Annotated in this window: 30 protein-coding genes; 9 read left to right on the forward strand and 21 right to left on the reverse strand. The window is 39.8% G+C overall.

What is annotated here, in order from left to right; genetic code table 11:
• Nucleotides 1–16: 16 nt before the first annotated feature.
• Nucleotides 17–736 carry an NAD-dependent deacylase gene (locus JSQ81_RS04180; RefSeq protein ID WP_212606475.1) on the reverse strand — a complete coding sequence of 240 codons (720 nt, stop codon included), beginning with the start codon at nucleotides 734–736 and terminating at the stop codon, nucleotides 17–19.
• Nucleotides 737–753: 17 nt separating this feature from the next.
• Nucleotides 754–1,428: an SOS response-associated peptidase gene (locus tag JSQ81_RS04185; protein ID WP_212606476.1), complete on the reverse strand. Its 675-nt coding sequence runs from the start codon at nucleotides 1,426–1,428 to the stop codon at nucleotides 754–756.
• A gap of 96 nt (nucleotides 1,429–1,524) precedes the next feature.
• Between JSQ81_RS04185 and JSQ81_RS04190 the strand changes: the two genes are divergently transcribed.
• Complete coding sequence (locus tag JSQ81_RS04190; protein ID WP_212606477.1) at nucleotides 1,525–2,232, forward strand: metallophosphoesterase family protein; 708 nt, start codon at nucleotides 1,525–1,527, stop codon at nucleotides 2,230–2,232.
• Between the two features lie 29 nt (nucleotides 2,233–2,261).
• Complete coding sequence (locus tag JSQ81_RS04195) at nucleotides 2,262–2,687, forward strand: protein-tyrosine phosphatase family protein (RefSeq protein ID WP_212606478.1); 426 nt, start codon at nucleotides 2,262–2,264, stop codon at nucleotides 2,685–2,687.
• A gap of 36 nt (nucleotides 2,688–2,723) precedes the next feature.
• Here JSQ81_RS04195 and JSQ81_RS04200 read toward each other — a convergent pair whose 3' ends face one another.
• The 3 genes from JSQ81_RS04200 to JSQ81_RS04210 form a co-directional block, all read right to left on the reverse strand.
• A complete protein-coding gene (locus JSQ81_RS04200) occupies nucleotides 2,724–4,301 on the reverse strand; it encodes a BCCT family transporter (RefSeq protein WP_371812507.1) in 1,578 nt (525 codons plus the stop codon).
• Between the two features lie 172 nt (nucleotides 4,302–4,473).
• Nucleotides 4,474–5,649: an MFS transporter gene (locus tag JSQ81_RS04205; RefSeq protein ID WP_212606480.1), complete on the reverse strand. Its 1,176-nt coding sequence runs from the start codon at nucleotides 5,647–5,649 to the stop codon at nucleotides 4,474–4,476.
• A 70-nt stretch (nucleotides 5,650–5,719) separates the two neighbouring features.
• Nucleotides 5,720–6,931, reverse strand: a complete 1,212-nt coding sequence (locus JSQ81_RS04210; protein ID WP_212606481.1) for an MFS transporter — start codon at nucleotides 6,929–6,931, stop codon at nucleotides 5,720–5,722.
• A 147-nt stretch (nucleotides 6,932–7,078) separates the two neighbouring features.
• Here JSQ81_RS04210 and JSQ81_RS04215 point away from each other — a divergent pair, with 147 nt between their 5' ends.
• On the forward strand, nucleotides 7,079–7,648 hold the full coding sequence (locus tag JSQ81_RS04215; RefSeq protein ID WP_212606482.1) for a nitroreductase family protein: 570 nt from the start codon (nucleotides 7,079–7,081) through the stop codon (nucleotides 7,646–7,648).
• 48 nt (nucleotides 7,649–7,696) lie between these two features.
• On the opposite strand, the gene JSQ81_RS04220 is transcribed toward JSQ81_RS04215, so the two are convergent.
• Nucleotides 7,697–8,242 carry a hypothetical protein gene (locus JSQ81_RS04220; RefSeq protein ID WP_212606483.1) on the reverse strand — a complete coding sequence of 182 codons (546 nt, stop codon included), beginning with the start codon at nucleotides 8,240–8,242 and terminating at the stop codon, nucleotides 7,697–7,699.
• 189 nt (nucleotides 8,243–8,431) lie between these two features.
• Between JSQ81_RS04220 and JSQ81_RS04225 the strand changes: the two genes are divergently transcribed.
• Complete coding sequence (locus JSQ81_RS04225) at nucleotides 8,432–8,791, forward strand: 2-dehydropantoate 2-reductase N-terminal domain-containing protein (RefSeq protein WP_212606484.1); 360 nt, start codon at nucleotides 8,432–8,434, stop codon at nucleotides 8,789–8,791.
• Between the two features lie 40 nt (nucleotides 8,792–8,831).
• Here JSQ81_RS04225 and JSQ81_RS04230 read toward each other — a convergent pair whose 3' ends face one another.
• The 4 genes from JSQ81_RS04230 to JSQ81_RS04245 all read right to left on the reverse strand — a co-directional run bounded on the left by JSQ81_RS04230 (nucleotide 8,832) and on the right by JSQ81_RS04245 (nucleotide 11,594).
• On the reverse strand, nucleotides 8,832–9,425 hold the full coding sequence (locus JSQ81_RS04230; RefSeq protein WP_212606485.1) for a flavin reductase family protein: 594 nt from the start codon (nucleotides 9,423–9,425) through the stop codon (nucleotides 8,832–8,834).
• Between the two features lie 16 nt (nucleotides 9,426–9,441).
• Nucleotides 9,442–10,380, reverse strand: coding sequence for a ring-cleaving dioxygenase (locus tag JSQ81_RS04235; RefSeq protein WP_212606486.1), 939 nt, complete (start codon nucleotides 10,378–10,380; stop codon nucleotides 9,442–9,444).
• 50 nt (nucleotides 10,381–10,430) lie between these two features.
• Nucleotides 10,431–10,895: a GNAT family N-acetyltransferase gene (locus tag JSQ81_RS04240; RefSeq protein ID WP_212606487.1), complete on the reverse strand. Its 465-nt coding sequence runs from the start codon at nucleotides 10,893–10,895 to the stop codon at nucleotides 10,431–10,433.
• 114 nt (nucleotides 10,896–11,009) lie between these two features.
• On the reverse strand, nucleotides 11,010–11,594 hold the full coding sequence (locus JSQ81_RS04245; protein WP_212606488.1) for a histidine phosphatase family protein: 585 nt from the start codon (nucleotides 11,592–11,594) through the stop codon (nucleotides 11,010–11,012).
• A gap of 190 nt (nucleotides 11,595–11,784) precedes the next feature.
• Between JSQ81_RS04245 and JSQ81_RS04250 the strand changes: the two genes are divergently transcribed.
• Complete coding sequence (locus JSQ81_RS04250; RefSeq protein WP_305849479.1) at nucleotides 11,785–13,380, forward strand: catalase; 1,596 nt, start codon at nucleotides 11,785–11,787, stop codon at nucleotides 13,378–13,380.
• Between the two features lie 59 nt (nucleotides 13,381–13,439).
• Here the strand turns inward: JSQ81_RS04250 and JSQ81_RS04255 are convergent, their stop codons facing one another.
• The 5 genes from JSQ81_RS04255 to JSQ81_RS04275 all read right to left on the reverse strand — a co-directional run bounded on the left by JSQ81_RS04255 (nucleotide 13,440) and on the right by JSQ81_RS04275 (nucleotide 16,630).
• Nucleotides 13,440–14,006: a GyrI-like domain-containing protein gene (locus JSQ81_RS04255; protein WP_249336628.1), complete on the reverse strand. Its 567-nt coding sequence runs from the start codon at nucleotides 14,004–14,006 to the stop codon at nucleotides 13,440–13,442.
• A 212-nt stretch (nucleotides 14,007–14,218) separates the two neighbouring features.
• Nucleotides 14,219–15,445, reverse strand: coding sequence for a dicarboxylate/amino acid:cation symporter (locus JSQ81_RS04260; RefSeq protein WP_212606489.1), 1,227 nt, complete (start codon nucleotides 15,443–15,445; stop codon nucleotides 14,219–14,221).
• A 165-nt stretch (nucleotides 15,446–15,610) separates the two neighbouring features.
• The gene (locus JSQ81_RS04265; RefSeq protein ID WP_212606490.1) at nucleotides 15,611–15,919 is read right to left on the reverse strand and encodes a DUF4870 domain-containing protein; all 309 of its coding nucleotides are present in this window, start codon (nucleotides 15,917–15,919) and stop codon (nucleotides 15,611–15,613) included.
• Between the two features lie 65 nt (nucleotides 15,920–15,984).
• On the reverse strand, nucleotides 15,985–16,374 hold the full coding sequence (locus tag JSQ81_RS04270; RefSeq protein ID WP_212606491.1) for a DnaJ family domain-containing protein: 390 nt from the start codon (nucleotides 16,372–16,374) through the stop codon (nucleotides 15,985–15,987).
• Nucleotides 16,375–16,396: 22 nt separating this feature from the next.
• Entirely contained in the window at nucleotides 16,397–16,630 is a 234-nt protein-coding gene (locus JSQ81_RS04275; protein ID WP_249336629.1) for a hypothetical protein, read from the reverse strand.
• A gap of 138 nt (nucleotides 16,631–16,768) precedes the next feature.
• Between JSQ81_RS04275 and JSQ81_RS04280 the strand changes: the two genes are divergently transcribed.
• The gene (locus JSQ81_RS04280) at nucleotides 16,769–18,028 is read left to right on the forward strand and encodes an erythromycin esterase family protein (RefSeq protein WP_212606492.1); all 1,260 of its coding nucleotides are present in this window, start codon (nucleotides 16,769–16,771) and stop codon (nucleotides 18,026–18,028) included.
• Nucleotides 18,029–18,030: 2 nt separating this feature from the next.
• Here JSQ81_RS04280 and JSQ81_RS04285 read toward each other — a convergent pair whose 3' ends face one another.
• Together JSQ81_RS04285 and JSQ81_RS04290 are read right to left on the reverse strand one after the other, a co-directional pair.
• Entirely contained in the window at nucleotides 18,031–18,630 is a 600-nt protein-coding gene (locus JSQ81_RS04285) for a nucleotidyltransferase family protein (RefSeq protein ID WP_212606493.1), read from the reverse strand.
• Nucleotides 18,631–18,751: 121 nt separating this feature from the next.
• The gene (locus JSQ81_RS04290) at nucleotides 18,752–19,240 is read right to left on the reverse strand and encodes a PaaI family thioesterase (protein WP_212606494.1); all 489 of its coding nucleotides are present in this window, start codon (nucleotides 19,238–19,240) and stop codon (nucleotides 18,752–18,754) included.
• Nucleotides 19,241–19,375: 135 nt separating this feature from the next.
• Between JSQ81_RS04290 and JSQ81_RS04295 the strand changes: the two genes are divergently transcribed.
• Nucleotides 19,376–19,819, forward strand: coding sequence for a hypothetical protein (locus JSQ81_RS04295; protein WP_212606495.1), 444 nt, complete (start codon nucleotides 19,376–19,378; stop codon nucleotides 19,817–19,819).
• A 60-nt stretch (nucleotides 19,820–19,879) separates the two neighbouring features.
• On the opposite strand, the gene JSQ81_RS04300 is transcribed toward JSQ81_RS04295, so the two are convergent.
• Together JSQ81_RS04300 and JSQ81_RS04305 are read right to left on the reverse strand one after the other, a co-directional pair.
• Nucleotides 19,880–20,395 carry a GNAT family N-acetyltransferase gene (locus JSQ81_RS04300; protein ID WP_212606496.1) on the reverse strand — a complete coding sequence of 172 codons (516 nt, stop codon included), beginning with the start codon at nucleotides 20,393–20,395 and terminating at the stop codon, nucleotides 19,880–19,882.
• A 34-nt stretch (nucleotides 20,396–20,429) separates the two neighbouring features.
• Nucleotides 20,430–21,227, reverse strand: coding sequence for a class I SAM-dependent methyltransferase (locus JSQ81_RS04305; RefSeq protein WP_212606497.1), 798 nt, complete (start codon nucleotides 21,225–21,227; stop codon nucleotides 20,430–20,432).
• 327 nt (nucleotides 21,228–21,554) lie between these two features.
• Here JSQ81_RS04305 and JSQ81_RS04310 point away from each other — a divergent pair, with 327 nt between their 5' ends.
• On the forward strand, nucleotides 21,555–21,854 hold the full coding sequence (locus JSQ81_RS04310) for a hypothetical protein (RefSeq protein WP_212606498.1): 300 nt from the start codon (nucleotides 21,555–21,557) through the stop codon (nucleotides 21,852–21,854).
• 139 nt (nucleotides 21,855–21,993) lie between these two features.
• Complete coding sequence (pepF, locus tag JSQ81_RS04315) at nucleotides 21,994–23,811, forward strand: oligoendopeptidase F (protein WP_212606499.1); 1,818 nt, start codon at nucleotides 21,994–21,996, stop codon at nucleotides 23,809–23,811.
• Nucleotides 23,812–23,975: 164 nt separating this feature from the next.
• On the opposite strand, the gene JSQ81_RS04320 is transcribed toward pepF, so the two are convergent.
• A complete protein-coding gene (locus JSQ81_RS04320) occupies nucleotides 23,976–24,869 on the reverse strand; it encodes a GNAT family N-acetyltransferase (protein ID WP_212606500.1) in 894 nt (297 codons plus the stop codon).
• Nucleotides 24,870–24,995: 126 nt separating this feature from the next.
• Nucleotides 24,996–25,169 carry a hypothetical protein gene (locus JSQ81_RS04325; protein WP_212606501.1) on the reverse strand — a complete coding sequence of 58 codons (174 nt, stop codon included), beginning with the start codon at nucleotides 25,167–25,169 and terminating at the stop codon, nucleotides 24,996–24,998.
• Nucleotides 25,170–25,179 lie beyond the last annotated feature (10 nt).

Here is a 25,179-nt window from a genome sequence, read left to right on the forward strand (position 1 = left end):
TGATCGAAATCGTTACTTACTTTTTCACCAAATGACTATCGATTTCAGCCAAAACTTCACCAATTTTTTTATCATTTATAACAACATCCGCCAAATCGTCGAAATGTGTCGGATCCATATTGACGATTAAAAGTTTTGCACCATTATCTTTTGCGATTAACGGAAATTGATTGGCAGGTGTAACCGTCAATGAAGATCCCAGCACAATAAAGAGATCTGCCTTTTCACTTTCCTGAACAGCTCTCATAAATGGTTCTTCTGGAAGCCCTTCGCCAAATAACACAATAGAAGGACGTAATTTTCCTCCACATTCGCAATAAAAGCTTTCGGACTCGTACATTTCATTTCCATACTCTTTTTTACATGTCTCACAATGCACTTTTTGCAATGTCCCGTGAAGTTCCATTACGTTCTCAGACCCTGCTTCCGAATGAAAACCATCCACATTTTGCGTAATGATACTTTTGATTAACCCATCTTTTTCCCATTTTGCTAAAATATCATGCCCATTATGCGGCTTGCAATCTTTCACACCGAGTACGCGTTCACGATAAAATTGGAAGAACTTTTCCACGTCGCGATTCAAAGCTTCCGTACTTGCAATTAGTGCCGGATCTTCTTTCTCCCAAAGTCCTGTATTGGCGGAACGAAAGTCTGGCAGCCCACTTTCGGTGGACATGCCCGCACCTGTATACACAACAATATAATTTGACTTCTCTAATAAATCGACTAACAATCGAATCCCCCTAACATTTATTTCACTTGAATTATAAGTGATTCATCATTATTTCTTGGCGAATTAACAGAGGATGATACTGGGTAAGCATCCATTTTCCCCTCATCAAACGGAACAAGTAAATTGCCCAGGAAATCCAAATCTTCTAAATTCGGAGACAACCATGCTGCTTCATCCTCAGGTCTAAGAATGACAGGCATCCTATTATGGACCGGCTTCACAAGCTCATTAGGCTGCGTCGTAATGACTGTGCATGTATGAATCGTCTTGCCTTCTGGCGATTTCCATGATTCCCATAAGCCTGCCAATGCAAAAATTCCATTTGATTTTAATTTAAAACGCATCGGAACTTTTCCATTTTCTGTATTTTCCCACTCGTAAAAAGAGTCAGCTGGAATAATGCATCTTTTCCTTTTAAATGCATTTTTATAACTTGGCCTCTCTGAAACAGTTTCTGCTCTTGCATTAATCATTTTATAGCCAATCTTTTCATCTTTTGCCCATGGCGGGATTAAACCCCACCGCAAATGGCCGAGCCTATTTTTTTCACCATCATTTACGATGGCGACCACTTGTTGCGAAGGTGCTATATTGTAACTCGGAACATAATCATTTTCCTCGAACGCCGCCTCGATATCAAATCGTTCGACAATATCATAATACGGGGCGAATAAAGTAAATCGACCGCACATAAAATCCACCTCTCACTTCTCGCATGTTTACATTAGTTTATCATTGATGTACGTTAGAGTCACAAGAATTGCAACCTGAAAGGATGTTGTCAATAGATGAAACGCACACTTGTCATAAGCGATATTCACGGTGAAATTGAGCTATTTGAACGATTACTAACCGACGTAAATTATGATTCATCTCATGATCAACTTATTCTTTTAGGCGATTATGTAGACCGAGGGGCAAATTCAAGAAAAGTCCTGGAGAAAGTTATTGAATTGAAATCAAAAGGAGCGCTCGTGCTTAAAGGAAATCATGAAGATATGATGATCAAAGCCCTAACAACCGATGAAGAGCGTTATTGGAAAAACTGGATCAATCGAAATGGCGGACGTACAACATTAGAAAGCTATGGATTTACTGAAAGTGAATTTGTCGTTCCAGAAGATGAGGAGTTTAATAAACCCAAGCTTCATAGTGAAACTCTGGATTGGCATCTCGAATTCATTCAAAATCTTGATCATTTCATTGAACTTGAAGAATACATATTTGTTCACGCTGGAGTCCACCCAAACCAACCGATTAAAGAAACAGCTCCCTATACATTAATGTGGATTCGCGAAGAATTTTACAGCGCATATTCCGGCCAAAAGACAATCGTTTTTGGGCATACACCGACAAAGCATTTACACGGCACGCATTCAATCTTTTTCGGGAAAAATCGTATCATCGGCATCGATGGTGGTGCAGTTTTTGGCGGACAATTAAACTGCCTGGAATTGCCTAGTCTAGAAGTCTACTCCGTCAAATCCGATAAATGAATGATATACTTAATTGCAGAGGTGATCTTATGACAAACAAAAAGTATGAAGCGCTCGTACCTGGTCGAATTTTCATCGGTGGAATCGATGCTATCGATAAACTTCTCGAGAACGAAAAAATTGATGTAATTTATGATTTGCGTGCGGAAGTAAAAGGTCCACTTTCCAGCGAAGTCAGCGTCCATCAGCCAATCGTCGATGAGGCAGAACATCAAGATGAATCGATTAAAGCCGCAGTAACAGAAGTTATAAACGCCTATAATTCCGGTAAAAACGTTTACTTCCATTGCAACACAGGCCGCGGAAGAGCTGGAACCATTGCCACAGCCACCTTATTGGAACTTGGACAAGCCAATTCGGTCGATGAAGCTGTACAAAAAGCAAAAGAAATTCGGCCGCAAATTAATGTCAGTCCGCAGTTCAAAGACGCATTAAAAAGAATTTATAAAGAATAAAAAATTGCCGAGTCCCTCAGGAACTCGGCAATTTTATTATTTTTTTCTTTTATTTAAATCTTTTTCAATCGCCCTTTTCTTCGCTTCCTTCTCAATCCGAGTAAAACGTCTAACATCAGATGAACGGACCGTAATTGGTTCTCGCTTAAGAAGTTTTGACATTGAAAAAACCAAGAGCACTAATAATATTGTAAATGGTAAAGCGGATACGAGCGAAGCTGATTGCAACGCCTCTAAACCGCCAGCATACAATAAGACTACAGCAATTGCCGACATTAGAACACCCCAAACCATTTTAACCAATAACGGAGGAAATAAACTTCCCTTTGTCGTCATACTTGCCAATATATAAGTAGCAGAATCTGCCGAAGTAACTAGAAAAGTAAAAATTAATAAAATGGATAATGCGGAAATTAAACCTGTAAATGGGACATGTTCAAATGTTGCAAAGATAGCGGATGTTACATCTGCGTCTACCGCTTCAGCAATTTTTGTGCCATTATTCAAATCGCTATACAAAGCTGTCCCGCCTAAAGTCGCGATCCACATGCAAGCAAATACCGGTGGAATCACCATTACGCCTGCTATGAATTCCCGGATTGTCCTACCTTTGGAAACACGAGCAACGAATGCGCCGACGAACGGGGACCAAGCAATCGTCCAAGCCCAATAGAAGATTGTCCAATCACGTACCCAAGCACCGCCCTGATACGGTTGCAATCGCAAACTGTATTGAATGAAATTGGTAATATAATCGCCGATTGCCAACGTAAAAGTATCTAAAATAAATACCTTAGGTCCTACCGCGAAAATAAATATTAATAACGCAATTGCCATTCCTAAGTTGAAATTCCCCAAATAACGAATCCCTTTATTTAACCCGGTCGTTGCGGAGATCATATAGGCGATAAAAACAATTACCGCAATAATTAATTGAACCCAAAATGTGCTGCCGATTTTAAAGACAGAATCTAGTCCACCGCTCATCTGTAAAATCCCTAGACCGAGTGAGGTTGCAATCCCCATTACAGTCGCAATAACAGCGAAAGAATCAATTGTGGTTTTTACTGTCTTGTTAGATCCCACTAGCGGTTCTAAAGCTGTAGAAATAAGTCCGTCTTTTTTCTTTCGAAACTGTAAGAATCCGATTACGAGTCCGACAATTGCAAAGATAGCCCATTGGGAGATTCCCCAGTGAAAAAATGAATAGCCCATTGCGATTCGAGCCGCTTCTTCTGATTGCGGTTCTATGCCTTCCATTGGCGAAGTAAAAAAATGGCTCATCGGTTCCGCCACACCCCAGAATACAAGTCCAACCCCGAATCCTGCCGAGAATAACATGCCGATCCACGTAAAGAATGGATAGTCCGGGCGTTCATCATCTCCACCAATTCGAATGACACCATACTTACTGATTGCCAACGCGATGAGAAATACAATTACGATAAAGACCGCAAGTAAGTAAAACCAACCAAAATTAACTGTTGTAAATCCGTAAAGCTTTTCAGCGACTTTTCCAAACTCGTCTGGAATAGCTGCTCCGAGAATAACTAAAATTAAAATCACTGCTGCTGATATTGAGAAAACCGGGTTCTTCCAAAACCTCTTATCCAAAACATACCGACCCCTATTTTTATTCATTCATATTTTACTACCCTAAACGATTTACGCTTAAACTTCAAATGCGTTTTTTATATTTATTTTGTTACTAGTATTCCCCAATATTACATAGTTATTGATCCAATGAAAAAAACAGGCATCCATTTTTATATGGATTGCCTGTCTATTAAGAGATAATATTTTTTGGCGCCTTCCATCGCATTGAACCAATCGTTGTTAATACCAGAACGATTAGCCCTAAAATAAATGGATAAATAATATTAAAGTCAAACAAAATCCCGGCAAGTACTGGTCCTAAAACATTCCCGATACTCATATAGGCATTGTTCATGCCCATGGCAAAGCCTTGTTCATTCCCAGCTAACTTGGATATGAGCGTGGTCAATACAGGACGCAACATTGAGGTGGAAAGAAAGATAATTAACGTAACCGCAAAAAACATCACGTACGTCGTGGAAAATATTGACAATAAAAAACCGACCGCAACTACACCTAGAGAAATAGTCAACACAGCTGGTTCACCAAATTTCCGTACAACTCGGTCAACCGCGAACAATTGGATGATTGTACTGACAATCCCAGTCGACGTCACAAGAATAGCTATGTCTTTTGGTGACGCCCCGAATTCATTGTCAACGAATAATCCGAGCACCGATTCATAGGCCATCAACCCAAAACTCATGACGAGCGTAATCAGAAGCGGGACAAAGAATGGTTTGCTAAACGATTGGATGATTTCTTTCACCATCGGCTCTGAATTCGTAGCATTCAATTCCACTTCTTCATCTCTGCTTTCTTTTAACATGACTGCGGAGAAAACGACTGCAGCCAGCCCTACAATTGCTGAAACCAACAAAGGCATTTTCAAGCCGAAATCAGCTAGAAATCCGCCAATCCCCGGCCCAATAACAATTCCAAGCGACATTGCTGCGGAAATCATACTATTTCCTTTTGCGCGCTGTTCCATCGTTGTAATGTCAGCTACATAGGCAAAAATCGCAGGAATTAAAAGCGCAGCCCCGACTCCGCCAATTACTCTCGATAAGTACAGGACTGTAATCGAATCTGAGAAATAAAAAACGAACATCGAAAGTGCCAATCCACTAAGTCCGGCAATAATCATCACTCTTCGACCATACTGATCTGCCCATCTTCCAGCAATTGGCGACATGATTAGCTGTGCACCTGCAAATATCGCAATCATAAGTCCCGCTGCTTTCCCGCCCTCACCAATTGATAGTAAATAGGCAGGTAAAATCGGAATAATAATACCGAAACTTCCCACAGCGATAAACATATTTATCATTAAGATCAATAACTTTTTTCGTTGATTTGGAGACAACTTATTCAACCTACCTTCACAAAAATTGACAACACTTCATTATAGTAAAGGTTTGGCGAATAAGCAATCATTATTTTGCTTCAACAATTTTTTGATCTCGCGGCAACGCTAAACCGACAAGCCCGATAATTGGAAGGAAGGAAATAACAATCATCGTGTTGTAAATTCCGATATGGTCCATCAATATTCCAATCACAACTGATCCAATTGCCCCCATTCCAAAAGCAAGCCCTACTGTTAAACCAGCCATTGTCCCAATCTTACTTGGCACAAGCTCCTGTGAATAAACGACTGTAACCGAGAAGCTGAGCATGATGAAAAAACCAATGATACTTAGCAAAACGATAACCGCCCATAACGGAACATATGGCAGCAAAATACTAAACGGGATTGGCAATAAAAGTGAAAGTACAATCACGTTTTTTCTTCCGATTTTATCTGCCATCGGCCCGCCAAAAAATGTCCCCGCCGCCCCGAGCGCTAAAAATAGAAAGATGCATAACTGCCCTGCAGAAATGGATAGCCCGTAAGATTTAATTAAATGGAATATGTAAAAGTTCGTAATGCTGATCACGTAAAATGACCTTGCGAATATGATTACCAACAATAAGCCGAGCGCTACGCCGACTTGTTTTTTCGTTAAGTCCGCCATCGTGGATAATATGACACGTTTGCGATTGTTCAACTTTTCCTGCACTAGTTGCTCTTTATACCAGGCAGATATTTTCATCAATATAAAGATTGCAAGCGCAGCAACCAATATAAATAGCGCAGCACCTTTTTGTCCAAGCGGAACCAATATGAATGCACTGATTAACGGCGCAAGTGCTTGCCCCGAATTACCGCCTACTTGATAGATGGATTGCGACAGTCCCCTTCTCGATCCCGCCGCCATGAATGACACTCTTGACCCTTCCGGATGAAATACTGCCGAGCCAAATCCGAGTAATACCACGAAAACAAGAATCATCCAATATTCTGGTGCAAATGCAAGTCCGGCTATTCCAACAAGTGAAAAGGTCATTCCAATCGGAAGTGCATAGGGTCTTGGTTTCCGGTCACTTATGTAGCCAACAACGGGCTGTAAGACGGATGCAACCATATTTAACGCAAATGCGATTAGACCTAACTGGGTAAAGGACAAGCCCATGCTTTCTTCAAGTATCGGGAACATGGCAGGTATAACTGCTTGCAATGAATCATTTAATAAATGAACGCCACCGATTGCGAACATAACGGTATAAACTGGATTACCGACGATCGATTTTGTTTTTGTGGACATAATTAAATTCACTTCCTTCATTATTTTCCAATCATTTTATTATCTATTGAGTATAACCCATAATTCGGTACTCTTGGAATATATGCCGTAAATCGCTATACTTAATAGAGACAGATAGCAATATTATTAAGAGAAGAGGTTAATTTATTGAACATACATGAAGCAATCAGGACACGCAGAAGTGTCCCATTAATGGAAGATAAAACTGTACCAACTGAATTAATTGAACAAATCATTGAATCTGGAACTTATGCACCCAACCATTTCCGAACAGAACCTTGGCGTTTTTTCGTCTTGTCGGGTGAAGGCCGTACAAAATTAGGTGATGTCTTTGTAGAGATTGCAAAGTCAGAACTCGAAGATTTAGAATCGGAGGCTAGCCAAAAAGTAATTGAACGAAACCAAAATAACCCATTACGTTCACCGGTCATTATTGCAGTAGGCGTTGAACCGAGCGACCGAAATAGAGTCATTTTAAAAGAAGAATTTGCTGCAGTGAATGCTGGCGTCCAAAATATGTTGTTGACAGCACATGCCCTTGGTCTGGGTGCAATATGGCGCACAGGCTCAATTTGCTACAATCCAAAAGTAACTGAATTCTTTGGTCTATCAGAACAGGGAGAAGTCGTAGCCTTTGTTTACCTGGGTTATCCTGATGTAGAACCCGCTTCGAGAAAACGTACAGACGCAAAAGAACTTACAACTTGGATAAGTTAACTCAAAAAAGGGATGCATTGAGGCATCCCTTTTTATATTAGGTATAATTCATTTCCAAACACCGCTATATTTCCTTCGATATTTCGGGTCTTCTTCCAACTCAATCAACTCAAAAGCCGTCTGTTTTATATTTTCATCTTTTAATTCATCATAAAGATTTTTCAAGCCTTGAATCATATCGAAACGTCTTAATGTGTAATGCTTTTCATCTGCACCATTTTGAAAGCGATCAATGAAATGGCTAATGACGAGAAGCATTTGTTCTTCACCGGCTAAGCCAACTCGCCAAATAGTTTGCAAGCTATGTCTTGCAGTCACGAACCTCGGATCTTTCGTCACTTCCCAAAGTGTTGGAAAAACAGTAAGTATTCTTTTTTCAGAATCGCTTATTGCCAACCCAGCAAGAAATTGGGCAGCGCGTGATCTTCGATGATTATCGGCATCCGTTAGCCAGTCCACTAATTCATCCCAAACTTCATAAGCCCAATCTACTTTTTCCTGAGTAGCGGCTAAGATAGCCGTGAATGCCTCGTATTGAAGTTCTTTGTCTGGCCCTTCTAGGTTTTCGAAATTTGCTTTCATAATCTTGTCCAACTGATCAACCTCTTTCTAAACTCAATAAAAATGAACCTTACCCTACTTCTTACTATATAGATATGGTTTCCGTTATCAAATAAACAGAGCCATTTAATATAAGCCACCCCTAGAGCTTATCCCAATTGAAAGATAGTATATAATTGTAGTGAATAGTTTAAGTATTGAATTTACAGGAGGAGTTATCATTTGAACATTCTAATTGTAGGAGCAGGTGCAATCGGTGGATACTTCGGTGGCAGGCTATTGGAGATAAAACGAGATGTTACTTTTCTAGTAAGGGAAAAACGTAAAGCGAGTCTTGAAGCAAGTGGTTTAAAAATTGTGAGCAACCATGGAAATTCAATACAAAATCCTAAACTTATTACCAAGAATATTAATACTGGTGAAACATATGATTTGATCATTCTATCGACTAAATCTTATCATTTAGAACAAGCGATTAAAGATATCCTTTTGCTGCGTCATGCTCATGAACAGAATATACCAGTCCCAATTTTAGAAACGATTTATACAAAACTTTCTTTATATGAAAATAGTAGAAACTAAATCAAAAAGCTCCCTAAACTTTGGGAGCTTTTTAAAAAAGTTATTTCGGTCTTTCAATATCAAATATTTCTCCGACTTTCGCATAGCTACTTCCAGCTAAACGACTCACTGCGCCAAGTCCTCTTGGATCAATTTTTCCATCCTCATAGATGTCTTTACTAATGTGAAATTGAACGATTTTACCGATGATAAGATCGCTTCCATCAAATTCAACCACATGCTCCAATGTACATTCCATGCGGATTTTAGCTTCTTCAACACCCGGAACTGTAATGATTGTACTTGGTATCTGAGTCAATCCAGCAACGGTGACTTCACTTTCATTCGCAGGAAGGTTCGCAGCCGTTTCATTGATTTTTTCAACATTAGTTTCATCTACAATATGAACGACGAATTCTTTTTTGTTAAGAATATTGCGTGCCGTATCCTTTTTCTCATTCCCCTTATGTTGAACTGTAACCGAAATCATAGGGGGATTGGAAGATACGATATTGAAATAACTGAACGGCGCGCCGTTCAACACTCCATCTTCAGCCAAAGACGTCACAAATGCGATCGGCCTTGGAATAATACTGCCAATCATGAGTTTATAATTATCTCTTTCCTTATTATTCGAAGGGTCGATTGAAATCAATGAATTCACTCCTCAATTACTTAATCTCTCTAACCTCTACTGGAATCAGAATATTTTCAAGTTCTTTTCTTTCGCCTTCAAATTGTTTTGGAAGCATTAGTTTTTCACCCATCGTTTCTAATGACTCATCATGGGCAAATCCAGGCTGATCCGTGGCAATTTCAAATAGGATGCCCCCGGGCTCAGTAAAGTATATTGCTTTAAAGTAATTTCGATCTCTTACTGGAGTCACTTCAAAGCCAGTTTTCTCGACGAAACTTTTCCACTCCAACTGTTCTGAGTCATCCTTTGTTCGCCAAGCAATATGATGCACAACACCAGGTCCTTGTTCGCCTTTACCAAATGAAGTCGCTTTTATATCAATGATATTCCCCAATTCACTTTCGGATTTAAAACGAATATAGTCGCCCTCACGGCCAACTAACTCAAGACCTAGTATATTTCCCACCACATCCGCTGTTTCGGTTGACTTTGCGGAAAATAGTGTTGCCCCGCCGAGACCTTTAATCGCAACATCTTCAGTTACTCCTCCAAATCCCCATTTGTTTGGCGCGCCTTCTTCGCGTTCCACAATTTCTAAAAGAAGGCCATGTGGGTCTTGGAATTGTAAGTATTGTTCGCCGAACCGCTCAGTTACAGTGTACGAAATTTCAAAGTCGTCAAGTCTATTTCTCCAAAATTGCATGGCACCTACTGGAACCACGTATGAAGAAACACCGACTTCACCATCGCCGACTTTACCGTTCTCTACACCTGGCCAAGCAAAAAATGTAATCAGCGTTCCAGGGGCACCCTCTTCATTTCCAAAATATAAATGATAGCGTACTTTATCGCCAAAGTTTACCGTTTTCTTCACTAAACGCAATCCCAATACACTTGCATAAAAATCGACATTTTCCTGTGGGTCGCCTACAATCGCTGTAATATGGTGGATTCCCATTGTTTTTTTGGTCATTATCGTTCACTCCTTTACATGCTACATTATCTCGAATTCAAGGTAACTTGTCAAAGTGAATGATTGGTTTCTCTTCCGGCTATTTTTTTCCACATCAATTTATGCGGTCCTATCGGATCGATAATAAACACATCACCGAATACGCTCAACCCCAATTTTTCATAGTAACTACTTGCGGAAATCCTAGCATTGCACCACCATAAATCAGCAAGTCGATCGTTGAGGATTGTTTCCGCAAATTCTATCAGTGCGCTGCCTGCTCGTAGATTTCTAAACTCATTTAATGTGGCCATTCCTCTTAGTCGATACTGTATTTTCCCATCAAAACTTTTGTTTTGTTCTTCATAATAAGAAGCGATGCTGATAAGTTTGCCATTTAGGAAAGCACCAAGATGAAATGCATTCTCATTAAAGTCATCATCATATTTGCAATCGTTTATTGTTTGGTTGGGGCGTAAGACAGTATGTCTAATTTGATAGGTATCTTCAGGATTAATTTGTTTTACGACTAACACAAAAACATCCACTCCTTTTATACATCTATTTCTATAAAGATATGAATAATTCCTTCTTTATAAAAAACACGGGGTTCATTATATTTCATAATGAACCTCGTGTTTTGATATCACCTATTTGGCTTCCTTCAGATGAGCCATGCAATTGTATAGTTCACAGTAATTCGTTTCGTCTTGAAGCTTTACAACCGTGACGGATGTGTTACCTAAACTATCGTCTAGCTCCTTATCCGCTACAAGCTCTCTCACTAATCTACGAATATAACTCCCATGACTAACAACCAAAACTTTTTCATTTGGATGTTTCGCCTTTACATCTTCAATAAACGCCATGCCTCTAGTAATGAGCTCCTCATGCGTTTCCATGCCCAAATCTAATTCACGCCACGACTCTCCCCATCTTTCAATCCTTTCTGATTCTGTCGTTCCTTCAATTTGACCGCCGCTTATTTCACGTAAACGATTATCCACGAAAAATTCGATACCTGGTTTTCTTTCCGCGATGATTTCCGCGGTCTTTTTCGCACGAATTAAATGACTAGAATAAATGACATCCCACTGTTCATTTTCTAATCGATTGGCAACATGTTCTGCCATCTGAATACCTTCTTCGTCAAGCGGGATATCCGAACTCCCTTGCGCTCTACCTTCTTTATTCCAAGCTGTCACGCCATGCCGAACAAATCCAATTGTCGTCATAAAACACACATCCTTTTAATAATACATTGCATTTATTATACAGAGTTAGAACTCGCGTTGCACAAAAGCGCTATTTATTAATAAAAAGGAATTATTATCTTCTAAATAGAGAAGAGTATAAATAAACGTTTCGACGGCGACCAAAAAGCGCCACAATACGACTACCTAAAATAAATAGGAGGAAATAAATATGACAAAAGATCAATCCATTAATGACATGAATGAAGAAAAGGATAATACATTAACAAACAGACAAGGACACCCCGTCACGAACAATCAAAACTTGCGTACCGTGGGAAATCGGGGACCCGCTGTTTTAGAAAACTATGATTTTCTGGAGAAAATCAGTCATTTCGACAGAGAACGTATCCCTGAAAGAGTCGTTCATGCGCGCGGAGCTGGTGCGCATGGTTATTTTGAAACTTACGGAACAGTCGGTAACGAACCAGTTTCGAAATATACGCGCGCAAAACTCTTCCAAGAGAAAGGGAAACAAACCCCCGTCTTTGTACGTTTTTCAACTGTTATTCACGGCGGTCATTCCCCTGAAACCCTACGTGATCCCCGCGGATTTGCCGTGAAGTTTTATACCGAAGATGGAAACTGGGATCTTGTCGGAAATAACTTGAAGATTTTTTTCATTCGCGATGCGATTAAATTTCCCGATATGATCCATGCATTTAAACCTGACCCGATAACGAATATTCAAGACAGCGAGCGGTTTTTCGACTTCTGTGCCAGCTCGCCTGAATCTTTCCACATGGTCACATTCATTTATTCGCCGTGGGGCATTCCCGCAAACTACCGCATGATGCAAGGATCCGGCGTCAATACGTACAAATGGATAAATAACGAAGGCGAAGCTGTTCTCGTGAAGTATCATTGGGAACCGAAACAAGGGATTAAAAACCTGACGCAAAAAGAAGCCAGTGAAATTCAGGCAGAAAACTTTAATCACGCAACGCAGGATTTATATGATGCGATTGAGAAAGGTGATTATCCCGAATGGGAGCTCCTCGTTCAAATTATGAGTGATGACGAACATCCCGAACTGGATTTTGACCCGTTGGACGATACGAAGTTGTGGCCTGAAGACCAATTTCCATGGATGCCTGTCGGGAAAATGATCTTAAATAAAAATCCTGAAGATTATTTCACCGAAGTTGAGCAATCTGCATTTGGTACGGGCGTCCTTGTTGACGGATTGGATTTCTCTGACGATAAAATGTTGCAAGGGCGGACTTTCTCTTACTCCGATACGCAGCGGCACCGCGTCGGCGCGAACTATTTACAACTGCCAATTAACGCACCCAAAAAACGTGTCGCAACAAATCAAACTGGCGGTCAAATGCAATATAAGCTGGACCGTTCCCCTGGTCAAAATCCTCATATTAACTATGAGCCATCGATTTTGGGCGGATTGCAAGAGTCGGAACAAAACGGTAAAGAACATACGCCTTATGTGGAAGGAAATTTGGTTCGTGAATCTATCGAACGACAAAGCAACACCAAGCAAGCAGGCGAAACATACCGCATGTTTGAAGACTGGGAAAAAGATGATTTAATTGCCAATTTGGTCGCGGATCTTTCGAATTGTGACAAGCGCATTCAAGATAAAATGATTGCACTTGCCGAAGATGCGGATGATGAATACGGGAGACGCTTGCGCGAAGGACTCAAACAGGCTTCCAAAGGTGGATCTAGCCGAAAACCCCTTGGAAATCGAGACGGTGACGATGCGCCAGAACAATCCAATCAAAAAGGCCATGAAGCAGAGCCTTATTAATAAAAAATAAACCTCATACCCACGATATTCCATGTGAGGATGAGGTTTATTCTATTGGTTCACTCTTTAATCTTAAAAGCAATTTCAATCGACCATTTATCAAGATCCGGCTCTATCGCTGGATCTGTTAAATAGTATTCGAACCTGCCGCCCCATATTTCTTCGTTACCCTGCACTTTTTTATCTAATGTCAATCCACGGTTTTCCGACCACTCTTCAAGCAAATTAGATGTTTGTTGTATACGGTCTGGATGTCCTTTATGGTCAATAATAACGTATTTTCCTTCTGGAGTAGTCCCCGCGGTGACCCTCTCATCACCAAATGTCGCATTAACAACAGGGATTCCAACTTCTAATTTGAATTTCATATTCCTGTCACTCATTACCCAATAGCGAAAAAACGGGGCACCATTGGGTTGAAGACCTTTTTTCTTCATCCATTCAAAAAGTTCTTCAAATAGAGCATTGACTTTATCCCATTCTTTTAAAGTGGCTTCAATTGGGATAGCGATATAAGAACGCTCAGCACGTGCTTCTATTCTTGGTTCAATCATACCTTGAAATTCTTCAGTTGGATTGTCCTGTAGAGGTATCTGTTGTGAAAGTTGTTCGTCAATTTTATTCATGACAATTCTACCCCCTTAAGATTATTTATTTCCATCAGTTACTATTCCCATAAAAGGCGATTAAATAACAAAAAAGGTCGTTTCTTTATTCCAATATATTTATTTGGTACCAATATTCCAAACTTCTTCTCTATAAATAACTGTATGTAACGCAGTTTTATAATTAAGGAACTGGAGATACTAGGTATTCCAGTTCCTGTTTTTTTACGTAATTATTCAGCAGGCCTTAGGGGTACTTTTTCAACTTTTTCAGTACCCGCTACAACAACTGCAGCCGATGCATCACCGACAATATTGACGCTTGTGCGCATCATATCCAAGACTCGGTCAATACCCGCAATCAGTGCGATTCCTTCAAGCGGCATATTGACGGATGTTAGAACCATCGCCAACATAATCATCCCAGCCCCGGGAACTCCTGCAGTACCGATTGATGCTAATACAGTGGTTAATACTACAGTCAGAAGCTGCATGAATGTTAAATCCAAACTATAGAATTGTGCGATAAAAATTACTGCGACTCCTTGGTAAATTGCTGTCCCGTCCATATTAATCGTTGCGCCAAGCGGCAAGACGAAACTCGATATTTTATTTGGAACGCCAAGATTTTCATTGGTGTTTTTAATGGTCACTGGCAAAGTACCCGCACTGCTCGCAGTACTAAATGCAACGAGCGCTGCTGGTGAAATGCCTTTAAAGAATTTGAGCGGACTCATTTTACCCCATGTTTTAACAGCCGTAGAATAGACAATTACTGCATGGAGTACACATGCGAGATAGACGGCAATAATTACCTTAAGTAAAGGCAATAATACGGAAACTCCGTACTGGCCGATAATCGGTGCAAGCAAACCAAGAATCCCGATCGGAGCCACTTTCATGACGATTCCGGTTATTTTGTACATAACCTCCGCAAACCCTTCAAAAAACCGATAGACGGGTTGGGCTTTTCCACCGACAAATGTAATGGCTAATCCGATAAACAATGCGAAGAAAATAATTTGCAAAATGTTACCTTCAGCTAAAGCGGTAAAAGGATTTGTAGGAATGATATTTAGAATTGTTGCAATGGCCCCTTCTTGCTCTTGAGCTGCCGCTTCAGGAACTACAAGTCCCTCCGTAGATATATCTAAACCTTTCCCTGGTGAAATCATAAAAGCAACTGCCAAACCGATGATAATTGCGATTGCTGTTGTCCCTAAATAATAAGCGATTGTTTTTAATCCAATCCGTCCCAATTGCTTCGGATCTGATGAACTCGCTACCCCCACAACGAGCGTTGATAAAATAAGCGGTGCAATGATAAATTTAATTAATCTTAAAAATAAATCCCCCAGAGGCTTTAAAAAGTCAATAGAACTGCCAAAAATGCTTCCCAAAACTATAGCTAGTACAAATGCGATGAAGATTTGTGTCACTAAATTAAATTTGAGCTTCATTTTAATCCCCCTTTTGTTTTTTTGTATTCCCTCCATTTCTATTATACTAACATATTCAAATAATTCCGCATACATGAATAATATTTAAAATCAAAAAACGCACGTTTTTTTCAATAAAAAAACGCACCCGCTTATCATTCGCGGATGCGTTTATTGACATAAATATTATTGAACCCATCTTCCAACAATCGGGTAATCATACCGTTCGTTTTTAAGCGCTTTGACGATGCCGATAATTGGAACGACAATCCACATGATACCAAATCCGATTGCAAATGGAATGCCGATTAGAAAGACGGACAAGACTACCGATATGGTGAATAGAACGCCAATGACTAGCTGAAAAAGGACTGCCTGAATAGATAAATTCTTAATGTCTTCTTCATCGCTTATTAAGAACATTAAAATGGGTACTAAATAAGGCGCGAAAAAAGCACTTGCATGGATCAATACTTTCATACCTGTATTTTCCATATGAAAACCTCCATTTTTTCCTTGTACATTACTATACGATTGGTAAAACAGAAAGTTTCATTATGTCACCAATGTTCTGAAGCAGCTTTTATGTTTTGTTGCGATACCTGACCTTTTTGCAGCGGCGGCGGACATGCTTTATTGTATTCGCTAATTTTCTCGTTTATGTTGATGATAAGTTCGTTTATCTCGGAATCGGTTCGCAAAGTAATCAAATCAATAACTGAAAGAAGGTCATCTCGTATTTCGTGACGAAGCTTTAACCAATGGGGTTTATAACCCGCATCCTGTGCAATTCGTTGAAAATGTTGAAATGTGTCCCCAGAAAAATATTCTTTTGAAAGCGGTTTTCCAGCGCCTTTAAGATTATCCATTCCGCCGTCAGCTGTGTGTTTTTTTAAGATATCGCCGATTAAATCATTGTACTGTGGAGGATTAAGTTTATCTTTGCTCATGTCAACAAACCTCGCTTAATCGTTATATTTTCATAATTTCGTTTGGGTTTGGCGTAAAGTCTAATTTCATTTTTTCAAGCTCTAACTTCATTTTCTCAGTTTCAATTACAAAGTTCTGTTGTTTCAGCTGTTCGAGTTCGATTTGTTCACGCGTTAATTCAATCGTTATTTTCGCGATCTTTCTTTTGTGTTCTGTAATGATTGCTGTTATGGGAACGCACATGACTACCGCAACTATACCAAACGCTAATAGCAACTCTATCACCTCTGTTTGATTTTTCCGTTAGTTTCATTGTACCTTATTTAGACTTCCTGTCACGACATTTTTTCTTTTAGGTTGACTTAAATTTGGGCATACTTAGACAATACGTTAATTCATAAAGGAGTTTTTATAATGACTACTTCACTACTTAAAGCCATCCAAGATTATTCAATCCCTTTCGAGAAAAATGATGATCTGGCTACTATTCTTGAATCCATTGGAGACGCGAACATCGTATTATTAGGAGAAGCTAGCCATGGGACATCGGAGTTCTATTCGGTTCGTGCGGAATTATCGAAGAGACTCATCGAAGAAAAAGGATTTTCAATCATAGCAGTCGAAGGCGATTGGCCGCCGTCCCGTCAAGTTAATAAGTATATAAAAGGATATGAGGATGGGAAAATGACAACTAAAGAAGCATTAAAAGCATTCAATCGGTGGCCCACCTGGATGTGGGCAAATGATGAAGTTGCCCGTTTGGTAAACTGGTTAAAAACGCATAACGAACAACTAGAAACAAGTCAAAAGGTCGGTTTCTACGGTATTGATTTATACAGCCTTTTTGAATCCATCGAAAAAGTCGTTACTTATTTAACGGACGCAGATCCAACCGGAGAAGATTATAAACTCGCGAAAAACGTTGCCGATTGCTTCGAAGGCTTTAATCATTCGACCGAACATTATGCAATGGCTACCGCGCATTTCCCAGAAAGTTGCACCGCTCAAGTAGAAGCGCTGTTTTCTGCGATTCAAGCAAATGAAAAACTTTATCCGATTGAATTTGAACAGCGTCTTAATTTAAAACTAAATGCTTTAGTTGTGAAAAATGCTGAAGCGTATTATCGCACCTCTTTTAAAAGCGATGCAAAATCTTGGAATGTTCGCGATGAACATATGGTAGAAGCGATTAACGAGATTCGAAAATTTCACGGTGAGAACGCTAAAGTAATCGTCTGGGAACATAATACCCATATCGGGGATGCCAGGGCGACGACGATGAAGGATCATGGCATGGTTAATGTCGGGCAATTAATTCGCGAGCAAAATCCTAAAGAATATGTTTACGCGATAGGTTTCGGTACCCACCGCGGAACTGTGATTGCAGGTGAGCAATGGGCGGCTCCTTTTGAAGTCATGAATGTTCCCTCGGCTAAAAAAGATTCATGGGAGTATGCGCTACATGAAGCCGGCGCGTTCAATAAAATGCTTATATTTAATGAAGAAAACCGAGAATCGTTTGCAAGATGGTTTGGTCACCGCGCGATTGGTGTCGTTTATCATCCCGAACATGAAGCCCAGGGCAATTATGTGCCATCAATAATTAGTGAGCGATATGATGCCTTTATTTTCATTGATGAAACAAAGGCATTAACTCCGCTTCAGTTTGAATGAAACTATGATAGCAACTCTTTATAATCGGCTGACGTGTCGACATCAAAAACAAATCTTTTATCTTTACATGGAATTTGCCTCCCCATATTTCGAGGGATTCCACGTAAAACTGCCCGTGCGCCCGTGTCGCCATCTATATCCAGCAATGCAGGAAACAACGTTGCTGAAAATAGTACGGGTGGCATAAGCAAATCGTTGTCGGTTGTTGCGACATAATTGCATGTGGGATTGGATTTCATGCAATCGATAATTTCATCCAACATCATGACCGTTATAAAAGGCTGATCTGCAAGGATGACCATTGCAGCATCCGCCTTTTCATTTTCGGCCTGTTCAATGCCACAACGAAGTGACTCAGCCTGTCCCAAATCACCATTTGGACATTTTACGATTACCGCTTTCGGGTTATTTAACATGTCTAGCGCAATCCAACTCGCGTCATCTTCGTTTCGAATAATAATGAACACTTTAGACAGGGTTGAATTCAAAGCTGTATCCAAAGCTAAACTGCCCAACGACATTTTACCGACAGGAAGCGCTAATTTATTGGTACCCATGCGCTGACTTTCTCCCGCAGCCAAATATATTCCTACTACTTTCACTCTCTACTCCCCCGTTCTTCATCGAAATCATTTCAGCTATCCGCTCTCTTTATAGTCTTGCTATATTGATCATATTTTATCCACAAAAGAAAAAAGCCGTAAGAAACCGGCTTTTTCATGGTTATTTATTTCCAAAGGATGCAGGCATTACCACTCCGACAACTTCCCCAGTTGCGCAAAGTGTGTCATCTGCAAAAACTTCTACGGATACCTTCCATTTCTTCGGATGAATCTCTTCTACTGTTCCAATAGCTTTCAACAATGCGCCATGTGGAGTAGGTTTTAAATAATTAACATTCAACGAAGCCGTCACAAATCGCGGTGGTTCTTCCCCGCGTCCCGGTTCATGTCCATTTTTTCGATGTAATGCGAGTGCTGCCGATCCAGTACCATGACAATCCACGAATGAAGCGAGTAAGCCGCCATATACAAATCCCGGAATGGCGATATGTTTCGAGGCCGGTTCATAATATGTAACCGTTTGTTCCCCATCCCAACCGGTTCTAAAATGATACCCATCCTCGTTTAATCGCCCGCAGCCAAAGCACCAAGCAAAATCATCTGGATAGTCATCTTGAATTGCGTGACTAACCTTTCTTATTACTGTCATATTCAAATCACCCCTTCATAATATTCCCACAATTATAATTATATCATACTACTAATTTTATTAAAGTTTGACGAGTACAAATTATTGTAGTCTCTATGCGTATACTATAGAAACGAGTTGCAGGAGGAATAAAAGATGAAAATGAGAGCAATTCTACTAATCGCGCTGATGATTGGTGGAACATATGTGATGTTGCAGTCTTATCAAGAATATGAAGAAAAGAGATTCTCTGAAATTCTTGCTCCGATGAACGCACATTTTAGCTCACTTATTTTTACTAAACCGGCGATTGCGGGTTCTGATTCTAAATCTTGGATTGTTGATGAGCCTAGTGAAATTGAAAGTTTGTTATATTTCCTTCAAAATTACCATGTCCGAAAGCTCGCACCCGAAGAAATCGATCCATTTGATAATGTTGAACAATTTAGCATCAGTCTACAAGATGAAAATGGAAATACATTAAGTATTATTGTAACGGAAGACTTAATAATCCAGAATTCAATATTGTATTATGAAATTGTTGATGGACCTTTAAATGTTGATTGGCTTGTACAGTTTTTTATTAGTAATCAAACTTGATTGAAAAGTGGTGGTAGTTAGGGATTGTGTTCCGGAAAAGATCAATTGTAGCCATTAATTTCAAAGCGTTATCCAATACCTTTTCACAATATTTCCGTGCGATTCAAGAAAATCGTTGTCCCTAACTCCGCCGTTTTTTATAATCGCTTTTTCAGAACCGATGTTATCTTCATTGCATGTAACAAGTGCTTTTTGTATACCCAAACCCCGCAATTTCACCAATGCCAACTCAAGGATTTTCGTTGCGTAACCGTTGCGACGCTCGGATGGTCGAATTCCCGCCCCGATGTGCCCTTCCGTGTTGAAGATTCTTTCCGTTAATGAATGCCTGATTGTGACCGCACCCAAAATGCGGTCCTTTTCATTTACAAGAAAGTAGACGGATTCCGGGACTTCTTTTGCTCCATTACCTATTTCGAATTCATGAAGAGCCTTCACCATTTCTTCAAATCGATTAGGATTCATGTTTCTGAGTATGCCAGGATTCATCTTTTCTCCCGCATTTTTCCATTCCAAATAATAATTCATATATCGTTCTTTCATGTCAACAGACAAATTCACCAATCGAACATCCAATTTATATTTCCTCCAAGGTAATAATTATTCACACTCACTTTAAAGTTGAATGGATTGCATAGGTACCTGGCAGCCGGTTTTCGATTCCATTAGGGGCATCCTTTGGAAAAGTCCACCTGATCCCTTTGTCTTCTTTCATTTTTCGTATCGATAACCCAGAATATATTAAAGCGTTGATTGTTTCGGATATCGTCCATCTTCGAATGACATTTTTCTTTAAATCTCGCCGTTGTTTCTCTGTTAATAAATGCGAATAGGCTACGTCAACCTCAACGCAATCATCGTTAAAGTAGTCTCCCTCAGCTGCAAGAATACCATTTTCAAAATCCAACACTTTAGAAATAAAAGGATGATAATCCCTCAGTATAAATATGCTGGCTTCATCCATAAGTTTTGCGACTTTACAAAATAACGGGTGAAGATCAAGAAAATAATGGAGCACACCCATTTCAAGAATAATGATGTCAAAGGTTGAAAGTAGGTTTTCATCAATATCAAGTGCGTCACTTACAAAATAAGAAATGAAAACGCCAGCCTCATCTGCAAGTTCCAACGCATACCTTTGATTTTCTGGTGAAATATCGACAACCGTTACATCCGCACCTAACAATGCAAAACAAACGGCTTTATTCCCTTTTGACCCCAGTAAATTCAAAACCCGTTTACCTGAAACCTCTCCAAGCTCATCTAGATAATATTGAACAGGCTTTTCCGGGTTTTCTTTCAGTTTTTTGGCGAATTGCTTGGGTGACCCATGCCTAGCTTGCCAAGCCTCATAAGTATATTGACTCCATCCGATTCTGTTTTTTCCGCTCATTTCTTTTTGATTCATGACATGTTCCTTTCGTAAACTGAAATGAATTGCACCACCTTAAAGTGGAACAATTCTCTCACATCGATTTTTCGGAATAACTCCGTACATATACCTCCTACGCTTTATTAAACTTAAACTACCAATAATAATCTCTACCATTAATTCCTCATAATACTCCCTAATCAATGCCCTACTGGACTTCTCGCCAAATTCGATTGACCCGCCGATCGGTCGATAGAAGGTACCTTCGCCTTTTGAATGTCTTCCGTGAAACTTGAGTTCCCCTTAACTACTTGGTTTTCATATATACTTATAGTAAAAGTAGTAAAAGAGGAGTTAATAGCCATGGAGTTTAAAAGTATCGATGAACAAGTTATTCAAAAATATCAGGAAGATGAGCAGTTGATGATTCAGTTATTTGCACAGTGGTGCGTTAATCATGAGCTTGATCCGAATGAGTTGTACGCGCGGGCTTATCCTGACCAACAGGAAAATGCTTCTTTACAGAAGGTTTTGAAGGAAATGGATGACGCTGACCATCTTGAAATTGATAATGAAACTATGATGGATGTCCTGCAACTTTTCGGTAATTTCGACCTAGCCTTTGTTCTTTCTGAGGAAATTGAACGTCTATCTAAAAAGTAAATATACCACTTCTATCTGAAAGTTGCCAAAGTGTTGATTCGTTTTTACATTTTGGCTTTTGTGTTATATACTATTAATTAGTTCGTTTACCGTAATATATAAAAGTTCACACAGTTGGACTACCCAGGGAGAGATGAGAATGGTTAAAAGTTTACCACTACGTTCAGAAGTTAAATTAGAAGAAACTTGGAATCTAGAAGATCTATTCAAAACTGAAGAAGACTATAACGCTGCAGTTGTGGAGCTTGAAAACGAAGTAGACGCTTATGCCGAAAAGTTTAACGGGAAAATTACAGATGCGACATCAGTCAATGAGGCCCTTAAAGGTTATTTGGCTTTATTCGAAAAAATCGTTCCTGTTGGCACATATACAAGCCTTGCTACCAGTACTGACCAAACGAATGATGAAGCACAAATGCGTTCAAGTAAATTTAGTTCTACATCCGCAAAAGTGAATAGTAAACTATCATTTGTAAACAGTGAACTTCTAGAGTTACCTGTTGAGACGCTTGAAGAAGCTATGAAGCTTTCTCCCGATTTTAAAAACTACTTGGAGAAATTGATTAAGAAAAAAGAATATCAACTGCACCCTGAAGTTGAAAAAACATTAGCTGCCTTTTCTTCAACATTCAATGCGCCTTACGGATTGTACAATACGACGAAAATGGTTGACATGTCGTTTGATGATTTCGTAGTTGACGGAAAAAGTTTTCCATTAAGCTATGTTTCATTTGAAGGCGACTGGGAATCCGAAACAGATACAGCTAAACGCCGTGCTGCATTTGATGCATTTTCAAAAAAATTGAGAGACTATCAACATACAACTGCAAAAACATATGATATGCAATTGCAAACTGAAAAAACGACAGCTGATGTTCGCGGCTACGATTCGGTTTTCGATTATTTATTGTTCAATCAAGAAGTCGATAAATCGATGTACGATCGCCAAATCGATTTGATCACGAAGGAACTTGCACCGCATATGCGCAAATACGCGAAACTGCTTCAAAAAGTTCATGGATTGGATAAAATGACGTTCGCGGATTTGAAGATTTCGCTTGACCCTGCTTATGAACCGAAAATCACTATTGAAGAATCCAAAAAATATATTGACGATGCGCTTGAAATTATGGGAGACGACTATATCAATATGGTCGATCGTTCATACGAAGAACGTTGGATCGATTTTGCGCAGAATAAAGGAAAATCGACCGGCGCATTCTGTTCAAGTCCGCACGGCTACCACCCGTACATCCTGATTTCTTGGACAGGCAGCATGGAAGATGTATTCGTTCTAGCTCATGAACTCGGGCATGCGGGTCATTTCTACAATGCGAACCGTGAACAAAACGTTTTTAACGCACGTCCGTCTATGTATTTCGTCGAAGCACCATCCACGATGAATGAAATGCTGGTGGCGAATCACTTGCTGAAAAACTCGGATGATCCGAAATTCAAACGTTGGGTGATTTCATCTATCGTTTCACGAACGTATTACCATAACTTTGTCACGCATTTATTGGAGGCAGCTTACCAGCGCAAAGTCTACGACCGCATTGACGCGGGCGGCAGCGTAAACGCGACTGTGTTGAATGAATTGAAACGCGGCGTTCTTGAAGATTTCTGGGGCGAAGACGTTGAAATTACTGAAGGTGCTGAACTGACATGGATGCGCCAGCCTCACTACTATATGGGCTTATATCCTTACACATATAGTGCTGGTCTGACCATTTCCACACAAGTCTCGAAACGCGTTCTAGAAGAAGGTCAACCAGCTGTCGATGAGTGGCTGGAAGTCTTAAAAGCCGGCGGAACAAAATCACCTGCTGAACTCTCACAAATGGCCGGTGTCGATATCACGACGGAAAAACCATTACGTGATACTATCGCTTATATCGGCGAATTGATTGATCAACTTGTTGTATTAACGGAAGAGATTGAGTCTGTGAAGAATTAATAATTTCCATGAAAAAACTGACGAGCTTTTATTTTTCGTCAGTTTTTTAATTGATTTTTTTCTTAGTTATTCAAAATCCTCCACTGATAATGATCCGAGTAGCTCTTCTCCAGAGATACCCAACCCTTCTTTATAGTCGTCGCGACTTCCTTTTATCATTGATTTTAGTTTCGTGTTTTTTCTATTTCTGTAGAAATGGATATTCCATTTTCCTGTTCAAACCCAAGCTGAACTGAATCAACGATTTTCTTATAGCCAATTTCTTTATATATTTTATTCGAAGTCGGATTCATCATATCTGTGTAGAGGACGCAAAAATCAAATTCTTTTAATAGTTCGTTAGAGATAGCCGCTACCAATGTCCGCGCATATCCCTTTCTCCGTTTATCTTTTGGCGTGTAGACCAATGAGACTGTGACGCCGTGCTTTGTTGGGCGCGATTTTTTCATCATGGAAACAATTTCACCATCATCTTCCCAAAGAAACACTTCTTGATTACTAACCATTAGTGCCACACGGTCATTAATTTCCTTAGTTGTAAGGATTGGAAGCCCCGCTTCTTCTGCGAATAAATAATACCATTTTCCGATCAACTGGCAGTCTTTCCTCTCCGCGAAACGCCAAATACCCGGGCTTTTTTCCAAAGTGTCATCAACTTGATCAAGTCGATACAATCCTTGGTCCATCACTAGTTTAGTAGTCATTCCCGTTTCAGCTTCCCATTTTTCTGCAAAGCGATATGCCCGTGGTTTTAAACTAATGATTGATGGGAGTTCAATCTTAAGATTCATTAAGTTTTGTATTAATAAATCCATGTTCTCTTCCAAACGATTTTCATCAACAAAAATCAGATTTAACGGATGTGGCGGTGTCATTTGAAATATTGCGATCACCTTATCTCTCTCTTCAATTGTTGCCATAAAAGCATTTTCATAAAGTCCCGATTTTATCCCTTGTAGAACGCCTAAAAATAGACTGTTAACATCTTCTTTCTGAATCAAAATCGGCTCAACTTTCAATGAAAACTCATTTGCATCCTTATAAATCTTTAAGTCCATCGTCATCATCCCCCGTTACTTGATTATCATAAAGATTACAGAAGGTTGCAGCAATTGTCCATGGGAAGTTTTTTTATATAAAAAAGGTAGTGCTACACGCGATGTGCAACACTACCCCTTCGTTGTTTAATCCAACAATCGATTATTATCATCAACAGCCATCACTTTCGGCGGTTGCCCTTTAAATCTCGGGTTCGTATTACCTGCTCCTGAACACATTTGGCAGTGGTATTGCCAACCTTCGTCATCCGAAAGCAAGCCGGTGCCGTCACACGCAACACATACGTTTTTACCATCCATTGTCGTCATC

Origin of the sequence: Sporosarcina sp. Marseille-Q4063 (assembly GCF_018309085.1) — a bacterium.
Taxonomy (GTDB): Bacteria; Bacillota; Bacilli; order Bacillales_A; family Planococcaceae; genus Sporosarcina.